The sequence below is a fragment of the Alteromonas sp. MmMcT2-5 genome, assembly GCF_022348315.1.
GTDB lineage: Bacteria > Pseudomonadota > Gammaproteobacteria > Enterobacterales > Alteromonadaceae > Alteromonas > Alteromonas macleodii.
The window spans coordinates 1-17085 of the sequence record NZ_JAKRFB010000050.1 but is presented as its reverse complement, the minus strand read 5'-3'; the positions used below and the strand labels follow the sequence as shown (position 1 = coordinate 17085).

10 protein-coding genes and 1 rRNA gene are annotated in these 17085 nt (G+C 43.8%); 7 read left to right on the top strand and 4 right to left on the bottom strand.

Going from position 1 to position 17085, the window contains the following annotated elements; all coding sequences use genetic code 11:
• Positions 1-202: 202 nt before the first annotated feature.
• The 3 genes from clpB to MHN09_RS17075 all read left to right on the top strand — a co-directional run bounded on the left by clpB (position 203) and on the right by MHN09_RS17075 (position 4639).
• Entirely contained in the window at positions 203-2779 is a 2577-nt protein-coding gene (gene clpB, locus MHN09_RS17085; protein ID WP_014950068.1) for an ATP-dependent chaperone ClpB, read from the top strand.
• A gap of 231 nt (positions 2780-3010) precedes the next feature.
• Entirely contained in the window at positions 3011-3331 is a 321-nt protein-coding gene (locus MHN09_RS17080; protein ID WP_187447344.1) for a hypothetical protein, read from the top strand.
• 180 nt (positions 3332-3511) lie between these two features.
• Entirely contained in the window at positions 3512-4639 is a 1128-nt protein-coding gene (locus MHN09_RS17075; RefSeq protein ID WP_014976971.1) for a DcaP family trimeric outer membrane transporter, read from the top strand.
• A 62-nt stretch (positions 4640-4701) separates the two neighbouring features.
• Here MHN09_RS17075 and MHN09_RS17070 read toward each other — a convergent pair whose 3' ends face one another.
• Positions 4702-5607 (bottom strand): LysR family transcriptional regulator, encoded by a 906-nt coding sequence (locus MHN09_RS17070; RefSeq protein WP_239241568.1) that lies wholly within the window; start codon positions 5605-5607, stop codon positions 4702-4704.
• A 160-nt stretch (positions 5608-5767) separates the two neighbouring features.
• Between MHN09_RS17070 and MHN09_RS17065 the strand changes: the two genes are divergently transcribed.
• Both MHN09_RS17065 and dld read left to right on the top strand, forming a co-directional pair.
• On the top strand, positions 5768-7477 hold the full coding sequence (locus tag MHN09_RS17065) for an L-lactate permease (RefSeq protein ID WP_239219195.1): 1710 nt from the start codon (positions 5768-5770) through the stop codon (positions 7475-7477).
• A 38-nt stretch (positions 7478-7515) separates the two neighbouring features.
• Entirely contained in the window at positions 7516-9219 is a 1704-nt protein-coding gene (dld, locus tag MHN09_RS17060; protein ID WP_187447341.1) for a D-lactate dehydrogenase, read from the top strand.
• A 34-nt stretch (positions 9220-9253) separates the two neighbouring features.
• Here dld and prsT read toward each other — a convergent pair whose 3' ends face one another.
• The 3 genes from prsT to xdp1 (MHN09_RS17045) all read right to left on the bottom strand — a co-directional run bounded on the left by prsT (position 9254) and on the right by xdp1 (MHN09_RS17045) (position 14142).
• Complete coding sequence (prsT, locus tag MHN09_RS17055) at positions 9254-12067, bottom strand: XrtA/PEP-CTERM system TPR-repeat protein PrsT (RefSeq protein ID WP_239241566.1); 2814 nt, start codon at positions 12065-12067, stop codon at positions 9254-9256.
• 105 nt (positions 12068-12172) lie between these two features.
• Positions 12173-13045: an exosortase-dependent surface protein XDP1 gene (xdp1, locus tag MHN09_RS17050; RefSeq protein ID WP_278347118.1), complete on the bottom strand. Its 873-nt coding sequence runs from the start codon at positions 13043-13045 to the stop codon at positions 12173-12175.
• 161 nt (positions 13046-13206) lie between these two features.
• Positions 13207-14142 (bottom strand): exosortase-dependent surface protein XDP1, encoded by a 936-nt coding sequence (xdp1, locus tag MHN09_RS17045; protein ID WP_239241562.1) that lies wholly within the window; start codon positions 14140-14142, stop codon positions 13207-13209.
• Between the two features lie 376 nt (positions 14143-14518).
• On the opposite strand from xdp1 (MHN09_RS17045), the gene pssA reads away from it, so the two are divergent.
• Complete coding sequence (gene pssA, locus MHN09_RS17040) at positions 14519-15322, top strand: CDP-diacylglycerol--serine O-phosphatidyltransferase (protein WP_049586630.1); 804 nt, start codon at positions 14519-14521, stop codon at positions 15320-15322.
• Positions 15323-15652: 330 nt separating this feature from the next.
• Positions 15653-17066: ribosomal RNA gene (locus MHN09_RS17035) — 16S ribosomal RNA — on the top strand.
• Positions 17067-17085: the final 19 nt, after the last annotated feature.

The following is a 17085-nucleotide window of genomic DNA, read 5'->3' as shown; positions in this document are numbered from 1 at the left end:
CTAGATCAAACTTCATACATTATTTGTTATCTTTTTGGCTAACTTTTTAATCTCATACTTGAATCGCAATTGAGCAGCCTACATAACTAGAACATAAAGAATGCCATTCCGCATAGAGCATTACCCACTCAGCGAGAGTTAAAATGTTCGTAATCGCGGCGTGTTAACGCAGGTATAGTTGTTCATTAATTAGGTTGAGATTATGAGACTAGATAGATTTACCAGTAAATTTCAGCTCGCAATATCCGATGCTCAATCACTCGCATTGGGGCGAGATCATCAATACATTGAACCTGTCCATTTAATGACTGCCATGCTAAATCAGCAAGGCGGGTCAGTACGCCCTTTGCTTGACCAAGCAAACATCAATGTAAATGCGCTACGCTCAGCACTGAGCCAAGCTATTGAGCGCCTACCTCGTATTGAAGGCATTGGGGGAGATGTTCAATTAAGTAAAGACAGCGGCATTTTGCTAAATCTTTGTGACAAGATAGCGCAGCAGCGAAAAGACGAATACATCACTTCAGAAATCTTTGTTCTAGCGGCGCTACAAGATAAAGGGCGCTTGGGGGAAATCCTCAAAAGCCTGAATATCACTAAAGAAGCTATTGAAAGCGCAATAGACGACATGCGTGGTGGCCAGAAGGTCACGGATCCTAATGCTGAAGATGTACGTCAAGCGCTTGAAAAATACACGACAGATTTAACCGAGCGAGCAGAACAAGGCAAGCTCGACCCGGTCATTGGTCGAGACGATGAGATTCGCCGAACTGTTCAAGTACTGCAGCGTCGAACCAAAAACAACCCAGTACTCATTGGTGAGCCGGGTGTGGGTAAAACGGCTATTGTTGAAGGGTTGGCTCAGCGCATCATTAATGGCGAAGTGCCTGAGGGCTTAAAGAACAAGCGTGTTCTTGCCCTTGATATGGGCGCGTTAGTGGCGGGAGCTAAATATCGCGGTGAGTTTGAAGAACGCCTTAAAGCAGTGCTTAATGAGCTGGCTAAAGAAGAAGGCCGCGTGATCTTATTCGTTGACGAACTGCACACCATGGTAGGTGCAGGGAAGGGCGATGGAGCGATGGATGCAGGTAATATGCTTAAACCTGCGTTAGCCCGTGGTGAACTTCACTGCGTTGGTGCTACAACACTGGATGAATATCGTCAGTACATTGAAAAAGACGCAGCACTTGAACGTCGTTTCCAAAAGGTATTAGTTGAAGAACCAAGCGTTGAAGACACTATTGCTATTCTGCGTGGCTTAAAAGAGCGCTATGAGCTCCATCACTCGGTAGATATTACTGATCCCGCTATCGTTGCAGCGGCAAGTTTGTCGCATCGTTATATTAGCGACCGCCAATTGCCAGACAAAGCCATTGATCTTATAGACGAGGCTGCGTCTAGCATTCGATTGCAAATAGACTCCAAGCCCGAAGAGATGGATCGTCTTGAGCGTCGTATCATCCAGCTAAAATTGGAAGAGCAAGCTCTGGCCAAAGAAACAGATGATGCGAGTCATAAGCGACTTGAGATGATTGAGTTAGAGCGTGAGCAAGCGGAAACCAAGTACGCAGAGCTTGAGAAAGTGTGGCTGGATGAAAAAGACGCCATGCAGGGCACTCAAACCATTAAAGGGGAGCTTGAGCAGGCTAAACTTGACTTGGAAATAGCGCGACGTGCATCTGATTTGAATCGCATGTCGGAACTTCAGTACGGCCGTATTCCAGAGCTTGAAGCAAAGTTAGAGCAAGCGGCTGAAAACGAAACTCGCGAGACGACGTTACTCAAAAATAAAGTGACGGACGTTGAAATTGCAGATGTGCTTTCGCGATGGACGGGTATACCTGTAGCGCGAATGCTTGAGGGCGAGCGTGAGAAGTTGTTGCGTATGGAAGACGTACTTCACAAACGGGTTGTTGGACAAGAAGAAGCGGTTGAAGCGGTTTCAAACGCAATTCGCCGTTCACGTGCTGGGCTTGCGGATCCAAATCGACCTATTGGCTCATTCTTATTTTTAGGGCCAACTGGCGTGGGCAAAACTGAGCTCTGCAAAGCCTTGGCAGGCTTTATGTTCGATACTGAAGATGCCATGGTGCGTATCGATATGTCAGAATTTATGGAAAAACACTCGGTAGCACGCTTAGTGGGTGCACCTCCTGGCTATGTTGGCTACGAGGAAGGTGGCTACTTAACCGAAGCGGTGCGTCGCAAGCCATACTCGGTCATTTTGTTGGACGAGGTTGAAAAGGCACATCCAGATGTATTCAATATTCTGCTTCAAGTACTAGATGACGGCCGGTTGACTGACGGACAAGGACGTACTGTAGATTTTAAAAATACCGTTGTGATCATGACGTCCAACTTAGGTTCAGATATCATTCAAGATAAGCACAACGAAAGTCAGTATGACGATATGAAAGCGTCGGTAATGAGTGTTGTAGGGCAACACTTCAGACCGGAGTTCATCAACCGCGTCGATGATATTGTGGTATTCCATCCATTAGGGAAGGAGCAAATAAAATCTATTGCTAAAATTCAGCTTGCCTCGCTTCGCGCTAGGCTCGCAGAAAAAGGATATAAGCTTACTCTGTCTGCTGCGGCTATGGATAAATTGGCGGACGCGGGCTTCGACCCAGTGTTTGGCGCACGTCCGCTTAAGCGAGCGATACAAGTGCAGGTGGAAAATCCACTTGCGCATCAATTACTCGCTGGCGAATTAATACCGGAATCAACCATTCGTATTGATGCAGATGACAGCGGACTTTTCGTTGTCAGCAATTAAAACCAAAAGGCACTGGAGACAGTGCCTTTTTTATTGCCAGTAGATTCCGCGAAAGACCATTAATCGGCAGCTTCATAACAAAAAACGATTTACCAAAAAGCCACTGGTCGAATAGCGACAGATTACGCTTTCTTGTTTAATGAATTTTCCTAATACAGCTAATTAATTTTCTTGATTTAATAATGATAACGATTATCATTAACTTATTGTTGAGAGGGTTAAGAGGTTGCGATGCAGTTATATAATTCAAACGAAGCGGTAGTTTCTGTGCGCTCAATGCCCCGAGATATAGCTAAGCTTTGTGCGCATTTCATATTATGCATGATTGTGAGCGCAGTCGGTGCCATAGGTACTGGTTTTGCCGTATTTGCATTGAGTGTAAATCAAGCGACATTCTCGCCTGCAGATACTATTATGTCTGCACTTACCGTGTTTTCTTTGTCTTTGTGTTTAAGTTGGTTTTTGCAAAGTTGGGGTAAGGCACTTCAGTCAATATCATTACTTTCATTTATAGTATTAGCAACAAGTAGCCTTTTATTATTTTTCTATTGAGCGATTTATGCTCAATATTCTTCATCTCTTTACACAATTAACATTCAAAAAGTAAACCTCTGATTATGCGAATTTAGGAAAAAGTTAATATTCTAAACTCGGTTTATCCTCTGAGCACGAACGAATACATTATCCGCCCGTTAACGACATGTTAAATAGTTTCAGCTATTAGGACGAATAATGAAAACAAACAACAAATACACCCTACGCTTATCTGCTTGTGCATTAGCGCTAATTCTTAACCCTTCTCACGGCATAGAGTTGTTCAACGGGAAGGTCGGTAACGAACACGTTAAGGTTAGTGTTGGAGGTTATGCCAAAGTAGATGTCAGGCATGTTGAAGGGGATATTGCTTATCAGGATTATTGGATTGGTAATTTTCCTGGCGGGGAAGCAATAGAGACATCACACACAGGTTTCAATGTAGGAGAGTCACGCTTAAATATGGGCGTTTCTATAGGGGAGGTGAGTACTTTTATAGAAGTCGATATGTATGGCGGAGGCGGTAACGAAGCGGTAAGTAACTCTACTAACTTGAGATTACGTCACTTCTTCATCACCTATAAGAACTGGAGTGCGGGGCAAAACTGGAGCACCTTTATGCCGCTTCACGTTATTCCTGAGTCGTTAGATTTTGGTGGTCCTCATGTAGGAGAAGTGTTTGCAAGGCAAGTTCAGGTTAGATACACCTCTGGAAACTGGCAATTTGCCATCGAAAGCCCAGAGACCATTGGGGATGGTGATACCGACGCACCTGCCAATGCCGTAGGGCTTACAGGTGTAGCCGCTGACCCTGATGAGTCTACGCCCGACTTTGTTGTACGATACAATTTAGATAGTCAATATGGGCAATATGCTTTCGGCTCTGTAATACGACTTGTCGATCAAGGAGGGGTTGAAGAAGTTACAGCAGCAGTAAATATCGCAGGCAAAATACCACTTTTTGCAAAAGATGATCTACGTTTTCAATTAACCGCGGGTAAGCCAGGTCGGTATGCTGCGGCCGGCATGACTGCTGATGTTGTTGAGGATCCTGCAACTCAAACATTGGAAACGGAAAGTACGCTGGCTTATACCGTAGCGTATCGCCATTTTTGGACCGAAACCCTCCGCAGCACTGTATTTTATGGAGCAGCTAAAACAGATATTTTGGGGCGCAAACGTTCGCACTGGGCGGTGAATGTAATTGATACGGTAGCGCCGCGTCTTGATGTTGGCCTAGAGTTTGGTGCTTATTCTATCAATGATGACAACATAGACAGCATTGACTCCAATTACATCCAAGCGTCAGCTAAGTTCGCGTTTTAAGATCGCTTCAATTATGTTTAGCGCCATGTTTTTGATGTAAACGGAGATTACTTCAATGTTTATCAATAAAAATAGGCGCTTCTATTGCCAAACGCCTCTTGAAGGTAGTTGACCAGTAGCTTTAGCTTTTTGTCAGGCTGACGCGAACGAGGATAAACGGCATAAATACCCATAGTCTTAGTTACGTACTCGACAAGTAAAGGCGAAAGCGCCCCATCTTCGATATCTTCATGCACTAATGCCTTGGGAAGAAATGCTACACCCACACCTGCAATAGCGGCTTGCCTTAACGCATCCAAGTTATTTGACTGTATTCGCCCGCCAATTTGCACGTTGTGAAGCTCTCCTTCAATATGAAACGGCCAGAAGTCTGGGCCAGTGCTATCGTACTTGTAAATTAAACAATTATGTTCAGTTAAGTCATCAGGATGATTTGGGCGGCTTTTGTTTTTAAGATATGTGGGGCTTGCGCATACTATCCATTTTGAATCTATAAGGCGTTTAGCAATAAGAGAGGAGTCCTCAAGATGTGCTGTACGAATGGCGAGATCGTAGCCTTCTTCAATGATATTGGTAACGCGATTGGTAATTGCAAGCTCTACATCCACCTCTTCGTGTAAATTGCAAAACTCGGCAATTGCGCGATTTAAGACCAGTTTTGCCGATACATTGGGCATAGTAATTCGGATTTTTCCACGCACTTCATCACTGTAACCACTGACGGCATCTTCTGCGTCTTGAATGGCTAAATTGGCGATTCTCGCCTTATTGTACAGTGTTCTTCCTGCAACAGTTAAATTGAGCTTTCGTGTAGAGCGGTAAAGCAATTGAACGTTCAAATCTGACTCTAATCGTGCGATACGCTTACTTACTACAGAATTAGTTAGGTTGAGTTTTTGAGCGACCTTTGAAAAAGAGCCTTCATCAACTACGTTCACAAAAAGGATAATATCGTCTGCTTTTGCCACTATTAGTCCAAAAATGGAAATAAACTTTGTCTTTAATGCATATATATCAACACGTGAGAAATTAGTACAGTCGCATACCTAAATTTTAACCCTGCATTAACATCGAGTTTCTAACGTTAGAAACTCGAATAATTAACTAATTATAATAAGAGGAAAACTCATGAATGAGATAACCCTTGGATTATTAGCATTGTTACCTATAACGCTTTCAGCAGTGCTGCTATTGGGTTTACAGTGGTCTGCGAAAAGAGCAATGCCAGTTGTATTAGCAAGTACAGCACTTATGGCACTTTTAGCATGGGATATGTCGGCAGTACGGGTGGGCGCTTCAATTCTACAAGGCTTAGTGATTACAGTATCTGTTTTGTGGATTGTATTTGGTGCAATTTTTCTGCTCAACACATTGAAATATACTGGAGCAATTGATGTTATCCGCCAGGGTTTCACCAACATTTCACCTGATAGAAGAGTCCAGGCAATAATCATTGCTTGGTGCTTCGGTACTTTTATTGAAGGTGCTTCTGGTTTTGGCACGCCGGCCGCTATAGCGGCTCCTTTGCTTGTTGCCATCGGTTTTCCAGCATTGGCTGCCGTACTTATTGGTATGATGATCCAAAGCACACCCGTCTCTTTCGGCGCGGTGGGAACGCCTATTGTCATTGGTGTAAACAAAGGTTTAGACGGCCAAGCGATCAGTCAGACTTTGCAGGCTCAAGGCTGGCAATGGGAGCAGTTTATTCAACTAATCACCTCTGAAGTGGCAACTATCCACGGAATTATTGGCTCATTTATGCCAGTTTTAATGGCTGTAATGCTTACTCGCTTTTTTGGCTCCAACAAGTCTTGGCGCGAAGGGTTACAAATTCTACCTTTCGCCTTATTCGCAGGCGTCAGCTTTACCATTCCTTACGTATTTACCGGCATTGTATTAGGCCCTGAATTTCCATCGTTGATTGGAGGATTGGTGAGCTTGGCAGTGGTTGTTACTGCAGCTAAAAATGGTTTCTTGATGCCTAAAACAACATGGGATTTCCCGCCGAAAGCGTCATGGGACAAAGGTTGGCTGGGTAATTTGGAAATAAAAGCAGACGACATAACGTCACAAAAGGCCATGCATTGGGTTACGGCTTGGGTCCCTTATTTAGTTGTTGCACTTCTGCTCGTTATATCCAGAGTGTTTCCAACGATAAAAGAATTTACTACGTCGCTGACACTCTCATTTGACAACATACTGGGTGAAACGGGTGTAAGTGCATCAATCAGTCCGCTATATCTTCCTGGTGGGTTGTTGTTAATAGGTGCATTGGTTGCAGTAATCATTCAAAGTAAAAAGGTATCCAAGGGAGAAGTGTTGTTTAAGGCTTTCAATGATTCCAGCAAAACGTTGCTAAGTGCTGGTTTTGTATTGATGTTCACAATTCCTATGGTTAGGCTTTTTATAAATTCAGGTGTGAATGGCGCCGACATCGTCAGTATGCCGATAGCTGGCGCGCAATTGTTCGCCAATATGTTTGGCGAAGCTTTCCCATTAATTAGCCCTACTATTGGTGCATTAGGTGCATTTATCGCAGGCTCGAATACAGTATCAAATATGATGTTCAGCCAGTTTCAGTTCGAAGCAGCACTAAGCCTTCAATTGTCACCTGCACTAATTATCGCAGCGCAAGCCGTTGGGGCGGCTGCCGGAAATATGATTGCAATACACAATGTTGTAGCTGCGTCGGCAACGGTAGGATTAATAGGGCAAGAGGGAGCTACTTTAAGAAAGACTATTATCCCAACTATATATTACGTTGTATTTGCAGGTATTTTAGTATGGTTGGGGGTTTATGTGTTTGAAGTCGGTGGTCCACTAGTCGGCACAAATTAATTTTTTAATACGCATTGCACTGTTCTAAGGAGTTATACATGCAAACAACCCCAATTATTGACGCTTTTACACGCGTACTCGGGGAAAGCAACCTTGCCGTAGGAACGCGCCAAACTGAGCACTATCGCAAGGGATGGCGGTCAGGCGAAGGCGAAGCATTGGCTGTACTTTTTCCACATACGCTAATGCAATATTGGGAAGTGCTAAAGGTTTGCGTTGAATATAACTGCATCATTATTATGCAGGCCGCGAAAACCGGCTTGACCGAAGGCTCAACGCCAAGCGGTAGCGACTACGATAGGCCAGTGGTGGTTATAAATACGTTAGCAATGGACGATATTGTTCTGGTTAACGACGGAACGCAAGTATTGAGTTTTCCAGGAGCAACACTGTTCAAACTTGAAAAGGCGCTAAAGCCACTTGGGCGTGCGCCTCACTCTGTAATTGGGTCGTCATGTCTAGGTGCGTCTATTGTCGGTGGTGTTGCAAACAACTCAGGTGGGGCACTTGTAAAAAGGGGACCTGCCTATACTGAATTATCGCTGTTTGCTCAGGTGGATAAAAACGGAGAGCTAAAGCTTGTTAATCACCTAGGTATAGATTTAGGCGACACACCAGAAGAAATTATCGGAAACCTTTCTTCTGGCAACTTTCCAAAATCTCTACCTGAAACCAGTATGAAAGCGTCGGCAAGTGATTATGAACACATCGTTAGAGACGTGAATGCTGATACGCCGAGCCGCTTCAATGCTGATCCAACACGGCTTTACGAAGCCAGTGGGTGCGCAGGTAAAATTGCTGTTTTCGCGGTGCGTTTAGACACATTCGAAGTGCCTAATGAAGAACAAACGTTTTATATCGGTACGAATGATGCCTCTGTACTTACTCGTATTCGCAGAGACATACTGACTCAATGTAAAAACGTTCCTGAAGTAGGTGAATATCTTCATAGAGAAATGTTCGATATTGCAGATGTTTACGGGAAAGATACGATTATAAGTATTCAGCGTTTGGGAACTGACTCGCTACCTAAAATGTTTGCACTTAAAGGGCGGGTGGATGCCGTGCTCAACAAGTTACCTCTGCTTCCTCCTTACCTAAGCGACAGATTGATGCAGTTCGGTAGTAAGTTCTTTTCTGACCAAATACCCTCGAGTATAAGAACTTACCGCGACAAGTACGAGCATCATCTAATCCTTAAAATGAGCGATGGTGGCATCGAAGAGGTTAAAACACTTTTGGCCAAGCTGTTTAACGAAGAGAAGCTAGATGGTGACTTCATTACTTGTAATGAAGAAGAAGCGTCTAAGGCGTTTTTATTACGTTTTGCTGCAGCTGGCGCCGCGGTTCGCTATCAAACGTTACACCATAAGCAAGTAGGAGACATCTTAGCATTGGACATCGCATTGCGCCGCAACGATGATTTATGGGTAGAGAACCTGCCTGAGCACATCGCCAAACACGTTGAAAAGTCACTTTATTATGGACATTTCTTCTGCCATGTCTTTCATCAAGATTACATACTTAAAAAAGGCAGCGACGCCAAAAAAGTAAAAGCAGATATGTTGGCACTATTAGACAGTCGTGGCGCTAAGTATCCGGCTGAACACAATGTAGGTCATTTGTATGAAGCCGAAAGTAACTTGCAGAAATTTTACAAAGACTTAGATCCAACCAATACGTTTAACCCTGGTATTGGCAAAATGGAAAAGCACAAACGCAACTGTTCGTGCTGTCTTTAGTTGAATTAATCTCTACTTAATCCGAGCGAGAGCCTTAAAGGCTCTCCAATAATGCTCTTGCTTGCGGGCGCTTAAAGAAGGGACGCTCTACATTTACTGCATATTCTAGCTCTTTCTTCGCCTCTTCAATTCTATTAAGCTTGGCTAGCGTGTAGCCCAGATGATAGCGAATATTTGGGTCGTTGACGTCTCTGGCGAACGCATCCCTCAGCATTTTAAGGCTGCCTTCATAGTCTCCTTGTAGCGCTTTGATGTGACCGTAGGTATCCAATATTTTTGCTGAGTTTGGTTGAAGCTCGTAGGCCTGACGTGCATAGTTTTTTGCAGTGACTAGCGATTTCTCGATATGCATGATCGCTAGGCGATTGTAAGCCTCAGCAGGGTTGAGTAAGTTTGGTTGCTCAACAAGCTCCTTGTAAAGCGCTATCGACTCATCGAACTCTTGAATGAAAAATAAGTATTGCGCCAACAGGTTTTTTGCCAGCAGATTGTTTTCATTCTCGCTCACCAGTTTTCTTGCCGTATTCAAGAATACATCGACAAACTGATCGTTCAGTGCGTAGTTGTAAATGGCAACAAAAGCCTGTGCAAAAGTAGCGTCTACATCTAACGCTTTTTCAAACTCTTTGATAGCACGTTCACTGTTTCCCTTATTTGCTGCCAATCGGCCTTTCAAGAAATAATAAACCGGATTTTGTTGTTGGTTTGTGGGAATGGTTGTTAGCAATGATTGTGCTTTGTCGTTGTTTTGCATGTCGAGCAGTAGGCTCACATAACGCAACGTGACAAACGTACTTGTATTCGCTATTTCATACGCTCGGGCCATGGCGTCTAAGGCGTTTTCATCATTATCAACACTTCGAGCTTGATCAGCATATGCGATAAGCTTGCCGGCATCGTCATTGATAAAATTCCTCACAATACTTAGCGTTTTTTCTGCATCGGCACGTTGACCTGCTTCTAACTGAAGCGCTGCTTTTCGAAGGAGATAATCGGCGTTGTCGAAATCGTCTTTGATTAAGAGGTCTAAGTGATAGAGCGCATTTTTTGTGTCGCCTTGTTGTTGATACAAAGATGAAACGCGCTCTCTCGCTCCAGTATTTGAAGGCGTGAGCGTCAATATATCGAGATAAATTTGCTTAGCTTCTTCTAGATTTCCTGCTTTGCTTAAATTGAACGCTTTCAGCATCAGCGTTTCATTATGTTGGGGAGACAGAGCAAGTAACTCTTCTACTAGCAGGTTAGATTTATCGACATTTCCTAAACGGCTTTCCGTGGCTGCTAAATTGAATTTCGCAGGGAAAAGCGTCGGGTTTTGCGCTAGCGCTTTTTCTATGTTGATCTTGGCTTCTTCTAATCGACCCTGTCTAATCAATATACCGGCTTTAAGATTGAAAACTTCTGCTTCGTTTGGAAACAAAGCGCTTAGTAAGTCAGCGCCTTTTAATGCATTCTTAAACTGCTGAGCTTGTAAATTCATCAATGAATAAGTGAAAAGAAAGCCGGCATTATCCTTGTAGGTAGATAAGTTATTTTCAAGAATAGATAGCGCTTCATCTTGCTTACCTCTAGCAGCCATTAATTTAATCTTAAATAGCTGGAGCTTGTTTTCATTCGGGTATTTATATTCAAGATTTTGCAAAAGTCGCTCGGCTTTAAACGCTTTGTTTTGGCGAATAAATAAGTCACCTAAAAGCAGTGCTGAGTCTGGGTCTTCCATTAACGCATCCTGATGACGTTCAAGCAGGGCAAGGGCCTGCTTATCTTGTTGAGTCGCCATGTAAACTTGGCTCAACATCAATACCGCCTGTAAGTCATCAGGCTCTTGTTGCAGATAAGCGTTAAAATCTTTCGCGGCTGTCTCCATGTTGTTATTAAAGAAGTTAGTTAAACCACTTATGTAAAGCAACATGGGCTGTGAGGTAATAAGCTCAGGATCCAGTTGAGCCATGAAGTCGTTAAGTTCTTTTAGTTTTTCGTTATCGATAGCTTGCTGGTTGTCTCTGCTTTGTAACCAGCTATTAAGTAAAATGGCGAGCGGATCATTGGGTGTATCTTGGATTATCTCATCTACGAACAGTTTTGCCGTGTCGTAGTCTTTCGCTTCTAAATACAAATCAACAAGATTCCGTAATGCAATGGGATCGTCTCGATTAAAAGTCAGCGCTTTCTGTAAGTGTGCGGTTGCAGCGTCTGTATCACCCTGTCGGTATGCGAGTTGCCCCTTCAGTCGCCATGTTATTGCATTTTCTGGTTCTAACGACATAGCTTTATTTATAAGCGAGGTCGCTTTGGATAAATTTTCATTTTGAAGAGCTATGGAGGCTAAGCCATTTATTGCAGGTACAAAATTAGGCGTGCGTGAAACAATTGTATTGTAATCACGTAGGGCACACGACTCGTCTTGCAGTCTAATACATGCAGTTGCACGTATCATCAGCCACTCGCGCTCAGCATCACCTGACAGTTTGTTTAGATCAGAGAAGTCTACAATTTCTTGGTACCTGTTCAAAAACAACCAAGTGTTGCCGAGAGGCTCTGCCAGAAGGTTGATATCTGCACCCATTTCCAACGCTTCTACAAACTCCATTTCTGCTGCAGTTAAGTAGCCATTAATAAGCAGTATTTCGCCCATTAGGATTTTTGCAGCAAGGTTTTCAGGATCTTTTTGTAAGCTGTTTTTAAGGTGGATATAGGCTTCGTCGTATTCGTTTTGATTAAACGCGGTCAGTGCTTTTTCGTAGTCTTCTGACGTAGAAGCAAAACTGTTAAAAGCGATTAATGATGAGGCAACTGCAGAGACAATAGCGCGTTGTACAACACGCTTTTTATTATTAAAAAAATCCATATATACCTTCGAAACTTAGCCTAGCCGCTGGCTTAAAAATAGCATAAAAAAAGGTGGCCTAAGCCACCTTCTAAAGATACGTGTTTTCTAAGCGTTTTTAAACAATTAAACGCGGCGCTTACGTCTATAAAGAACAAGACCTAAACCCAACCCCATCAGTGCTAGGGCGCCAGGCTCACTAACTTGTGTTGGAGGTGGAGTATTCTGAACATCAAATGACAAAGCGCTTAATTTGAATTTGTCGTTTGAGTCAGAGCCACCAATATTTCCAAAGATTTTATTGTAAGCGCCAACTAACCACAAATTTGAGAATTCATTTCTAAAAGCGTCGCTCACATTGGCTACGCCATTGTATTGATCGCCAGCTATATTGAATGATGAAGAGATAGCTTTACCTAAAGAGTCTTTCTGAACAATGTTGGTCCACGAGTTGTTCTCCAAATTAGCACCGGATAACGCAGCTACTGAAAGCTGTTGCCCACTACCCGCGTGCCATCCAAGCTCAACACTATTCAGGCTTACCGCTTTATCAAATGAAAAGAGAATATAGTCAAACGTACGATTCCCTTGTGCGGTATGCCAGTTGTCATCGGAGTCATAATCAAATAGGTTGTCTATAGTTTGGTGGGCACCAGTAGCTTCGTGACTATTTTGCACGCCATATCCATAGTCGTAGTTAAGGTTTGGCTGGCCTACGAATTGAGCATTAGACTCATCGAAACTTTTAACGTTTGAACTAGAGAGTTGCGTCCAGCTACCGTTTCTTCTTTCCCAGTCTGTAGAGTAGTCAATGTAAGTCCAGGCAGACAATTTGACATTGACGCCATCTATTACTACACCATCACTTGAAAGGACACTATTCTCAGAATGAGACATCAAGTCATATCTTTTGTTGTCACTGGATGAAGCAAAAACAGAATTGCTTGCTAGGGCTAAAAAGGTAGCGGTGGTAATGGAAAATTTTAGTATCGACTTCATAGGCTTATACAACTTAAAACTACAGATAATAAGTTATCAAGCATTTTGTGTGCCAATATTTAAGCGTATGATTTTAAAGTTATTTTTCTGGTTCTTTAGATGCCCAAGTAAAAAAAACTGACAGATTTTTCAATCTGTCAGTGATCTAAAGTCTAATTTCTTCAAATGGATTTTTTGCGACGCCACATCACGAGAAGTGAACAAGCCATGAGTAAGCCAATGGTGCCAGGTTCAGAAACTTCTGTTGGCGTTGGCGTACCGGCAGACTCTGTTACAGAGAAGCCAACATTAGCAAGCTTAAAGGCATCATTACCTACATGGCCGCCAATATTTCCGAATACGGTGTTATAAGCGCCAACCAACCAATATTGAGCGGACTCAGTGAAAGTAAAGTCAGCGCGGTGATCTAAATATTCACAGTTTTCAATATCAAATGAGGCTGAAGTTAAGGCGTTAGTGACAATATCGCTCCACGTGTTAACACCTGAGGTTAGTTTCGAAGTATTACTTAGTGCTGCAACAGATACTTGGCTGTCGCTGCCACTGTAAAGCCATGAAAAACTTGCGCCCGTTAGTGTCACCGCAGAGTCGAAAGATAACAACACGAAGTCATAGTCACGTTCTACGTTAGTCATACCACTATAATAAGCGTTCGCGCTACCTTGAGAGTAATAGTTGATATTGTCAATAGCGTGGTCAGCGTCGCCACGATAGTACGCTTCATCATTGTTTGTTATGCCGTAAGCCCATTTATCTGAGATTTTTTCTAACTTGGCGCCAACGACTGTTTCGCCGGTAACTCCTTGTGTGTCAGAAAAGGCGGACATACTAATATTTAATCCGTCTATTTGAACAAAGGAATTATTCGTCTGATTGGTTTGTGTCACTTTGTCATCGACTAGATCGTAGGTGTATTCTCCCAACGGAGAGTTACATATATTGCTTTGTTCGTTGCTTTGGCTCGATGACCCACAGTGAGAATAACTTTGCTTTTTATAGTAGGTAGCGAATGCTGAATTAGCACTCAGGGTAGATAGCAAAGCTGTGGAAAGTAATAGTACAGTTTGCAAAGAAAACGTTTTTTGTAGCGTTCGCATAATTGCTTTCCTAAATATGAAGCGCAAAGCACTTCAAGTACACGCCGAGTGATGTGTGCGCACATTATGCGAACACAAACTTGGTAGTACCTAATTTCAACATGGACTTGTATGATATATGAACGGTGAGCTATTTAAGGTATGTAACCGTATACCTAGTTATTAGTTGTTTGTTTAATCGTGAGCATACGCGGTCCTGAATAAGTAGAAGCCAAGCGCCGGCATTGTGGTAGGAGTACGTGTAATCAATGCAAAGCTAATAACGTTTTGCAACGGCGTTATGTAAAGGAACGAGGCAGTCTTTTTACTTTGCTATGCGTTCCTGCATATCTATGAAATAATTAGTGCAATTGTATATGTAGAAGTATGAGGACATATGTCTGATCAAAAACGTAAAGGGATATACTTACTTCCCAACTTATTAACAACGGCAGGGTTGTTTTCTGGTTTCTTTGCTGTGGTTTCATCAATGAACGGCAGGTTCGAAGCCGCCGCAGTAGCTATCTTCGTCGCTATGATCTTTGATGGTTTAGATGGGCGTGTGGCAAGAATGACGAACACGCAAAGCGACTTCGGTGCTGAATTTGACTCTATGGCCGATATGGTTTCTTTTGGCGTAGCGCCTGCACTTGTTGCTTACAATTGGGGGTTAACTGAACTTGGCAAGTTAGGCTGGTTAGCTGCCTTTATATATGTAGCAGGTGCAGCGCTTCGCTTGGCCCGTTTTAATACACAGGTGGGTATTGCAGATAAGCGTTTCTTTCAAGGGCTAGCAAGTCCGGCTGCTGCGGCAGTTGTGTCTGGTCTTGTATGGGTAGGTGTTGAGTATGATGCAGTAGGTACCGACTATGGTTTTATAGTTGCTGCAGTAACAGGCTTAGCTGGCTTACTTATGGTGAGCAACTTTAAGTACAATTCGTTCAAAGAAGTTAATTGGCATGGCAAGGTCCCATTTGTAGGCCTTCTTTTAGTTCTTCTGATATTCGTTGTTGTGGCAACAGAACCCGCTTTAGTATTGTTCCTTGTTTTTGCACTATATGCGTTAGCTGGACCTATCAATACGTTTCGTACCGTTGAGAAAGTAACGTTAGACGATGTAGTGGGCGACCATGAAGAAGATGCAGACTTCAATGCCGATAAAAAGAAAAGCAATGAAAGTGTAGACAATAAGCAGGAATGATTACGTAGCAATAATCAGATGTCTTCGCTCAATAATAAAGAGGATATGCCTTTTTGAGCTGATAGAATAAGGATATACAAGCGTAAACGCATGCTTAATGTACTAATAGATTAAAAAGCGACCGGGCGGTCGCTTTTTTTATATTTATTTTAAAAAGGGTGTTGACGATGCTACAGGAATGCGTAGAATGCGCGCCTCCTCAACAGGGAACAGCAAAACGCTAACAACTGATGAGGATGTCAAAAACCAAGTTTAAAAATAAATAAACAAAAGTTGTTGACAAAAAAAAGATGCGCTGTAAGATAACGACGATTCATATTTCGATATATTTAATTGAAGAGTTTGATCATGGCTCAGATTGAACGCTGGCGGCAGGCCTAACACATGCAAGTCGAACGGTAACATTTCTAGCTTGCTAGAAGATGACGAGTGGCGGACGGGTGAGTAATGCTTGGGAACTTGCCTTTGCGAGGGGGATAACAGTTGGAAACGACTGCTAATACCGCATAATGTCTTCGGACCAAACGGGGCTTCGGCTCCGGCGCAAAGAGAGGCCCAAGTGAGATTAGCTAGTTGGTAAGGTAACGGCTTACCAAGGCGACGATCTCTAGCTGTTCTGAGAGGAAGATCAGCCACACTGGGACTGAGACACGGCCCAGACTCCTACGGGAGGCAGCAGTGGGGAATATTGCACAATGGGGGAAACCCTGATGCAGCCATGCCGCGTGTGTGAAGAAGGCCTTCGGGTTGTAAAGCACTTTCAGTTGTGAGGAAAAGTTAGTAGTTAATACCTGCTAGCCGTGACGTTAACAACAGAAGAAGCACCGGCTAACTCCGTGCCAGCAGCCGCGGTAATACGGAGGGTGCGAGCGTTAATCGGAATTACTGGGCGTAAAGCGCACGCAGGCGGTTTGTTAAGCTAGATGTGAAAGCCCCGGGCTCAACCTGGGATGGTCATTTAGAACTGGCAGACTAGAGTCTTGGAGAGGGGAGTGGAATTCCAGGTGTAGCGGTGAAATGCGTAGATATCTGGAGGAACATCAGTGGCGAAGGCGACTCCCTGGCCAAAGACTGACGCTCATGTGCGAAAGTGTGGGTAGCGAACAGGATTAGATACCCTGGTAGTCCACACCGTAAACGCTGTCTACTAGCTGTGTGTGCCTTTAAGGCGTGCGTAGCGAAGCTAACGCGCTAAGTAGACCGCCTGGGGAGTACGGCCGCAAGGTTAAAACTCAAATGAATTGACACAGGTGCTGCATGGCTGTCGTCAGCTCGTGTCGTGAGATGTTGGGTTAAGTCCCGCAACGAGCGCAACCCTTGTCCTTAGTTGCCAGCCTTAAGTTGGGCACTCTAAGGAGACTGCCGGTGACAAACCGGAGGAAGGTGGGGACGACGTCAAGTCATCATGGCCCTTACGTGTAGGGCTACACACGTGCTACAATGGCATTTACAGAGGGAAGCGAGACAGTGATGTGGAGCGGACCCCTTAAAGAATGTCGTAGTCCGGATTGGAGTCTGCAACTCGACTCCATGAAGTCGGAATCGCTAGTAATCGCAGGTCAGAATACTGCGGTGAATACGTTCCCGGGCCTTGTACACACCGCCCGTCACACCATGGGAGTGGGATGCAAAAGAAGTAGTTAGTCTAACCTTCGGGAGGACGATTACCACTTTGTGTTTCATGACTGGGGTGAAGTCGTAACAAGGTAACCCTAGGGGAACCTGGGGTTGGATCACCTCCTTACCATTACGTCGATAGACGC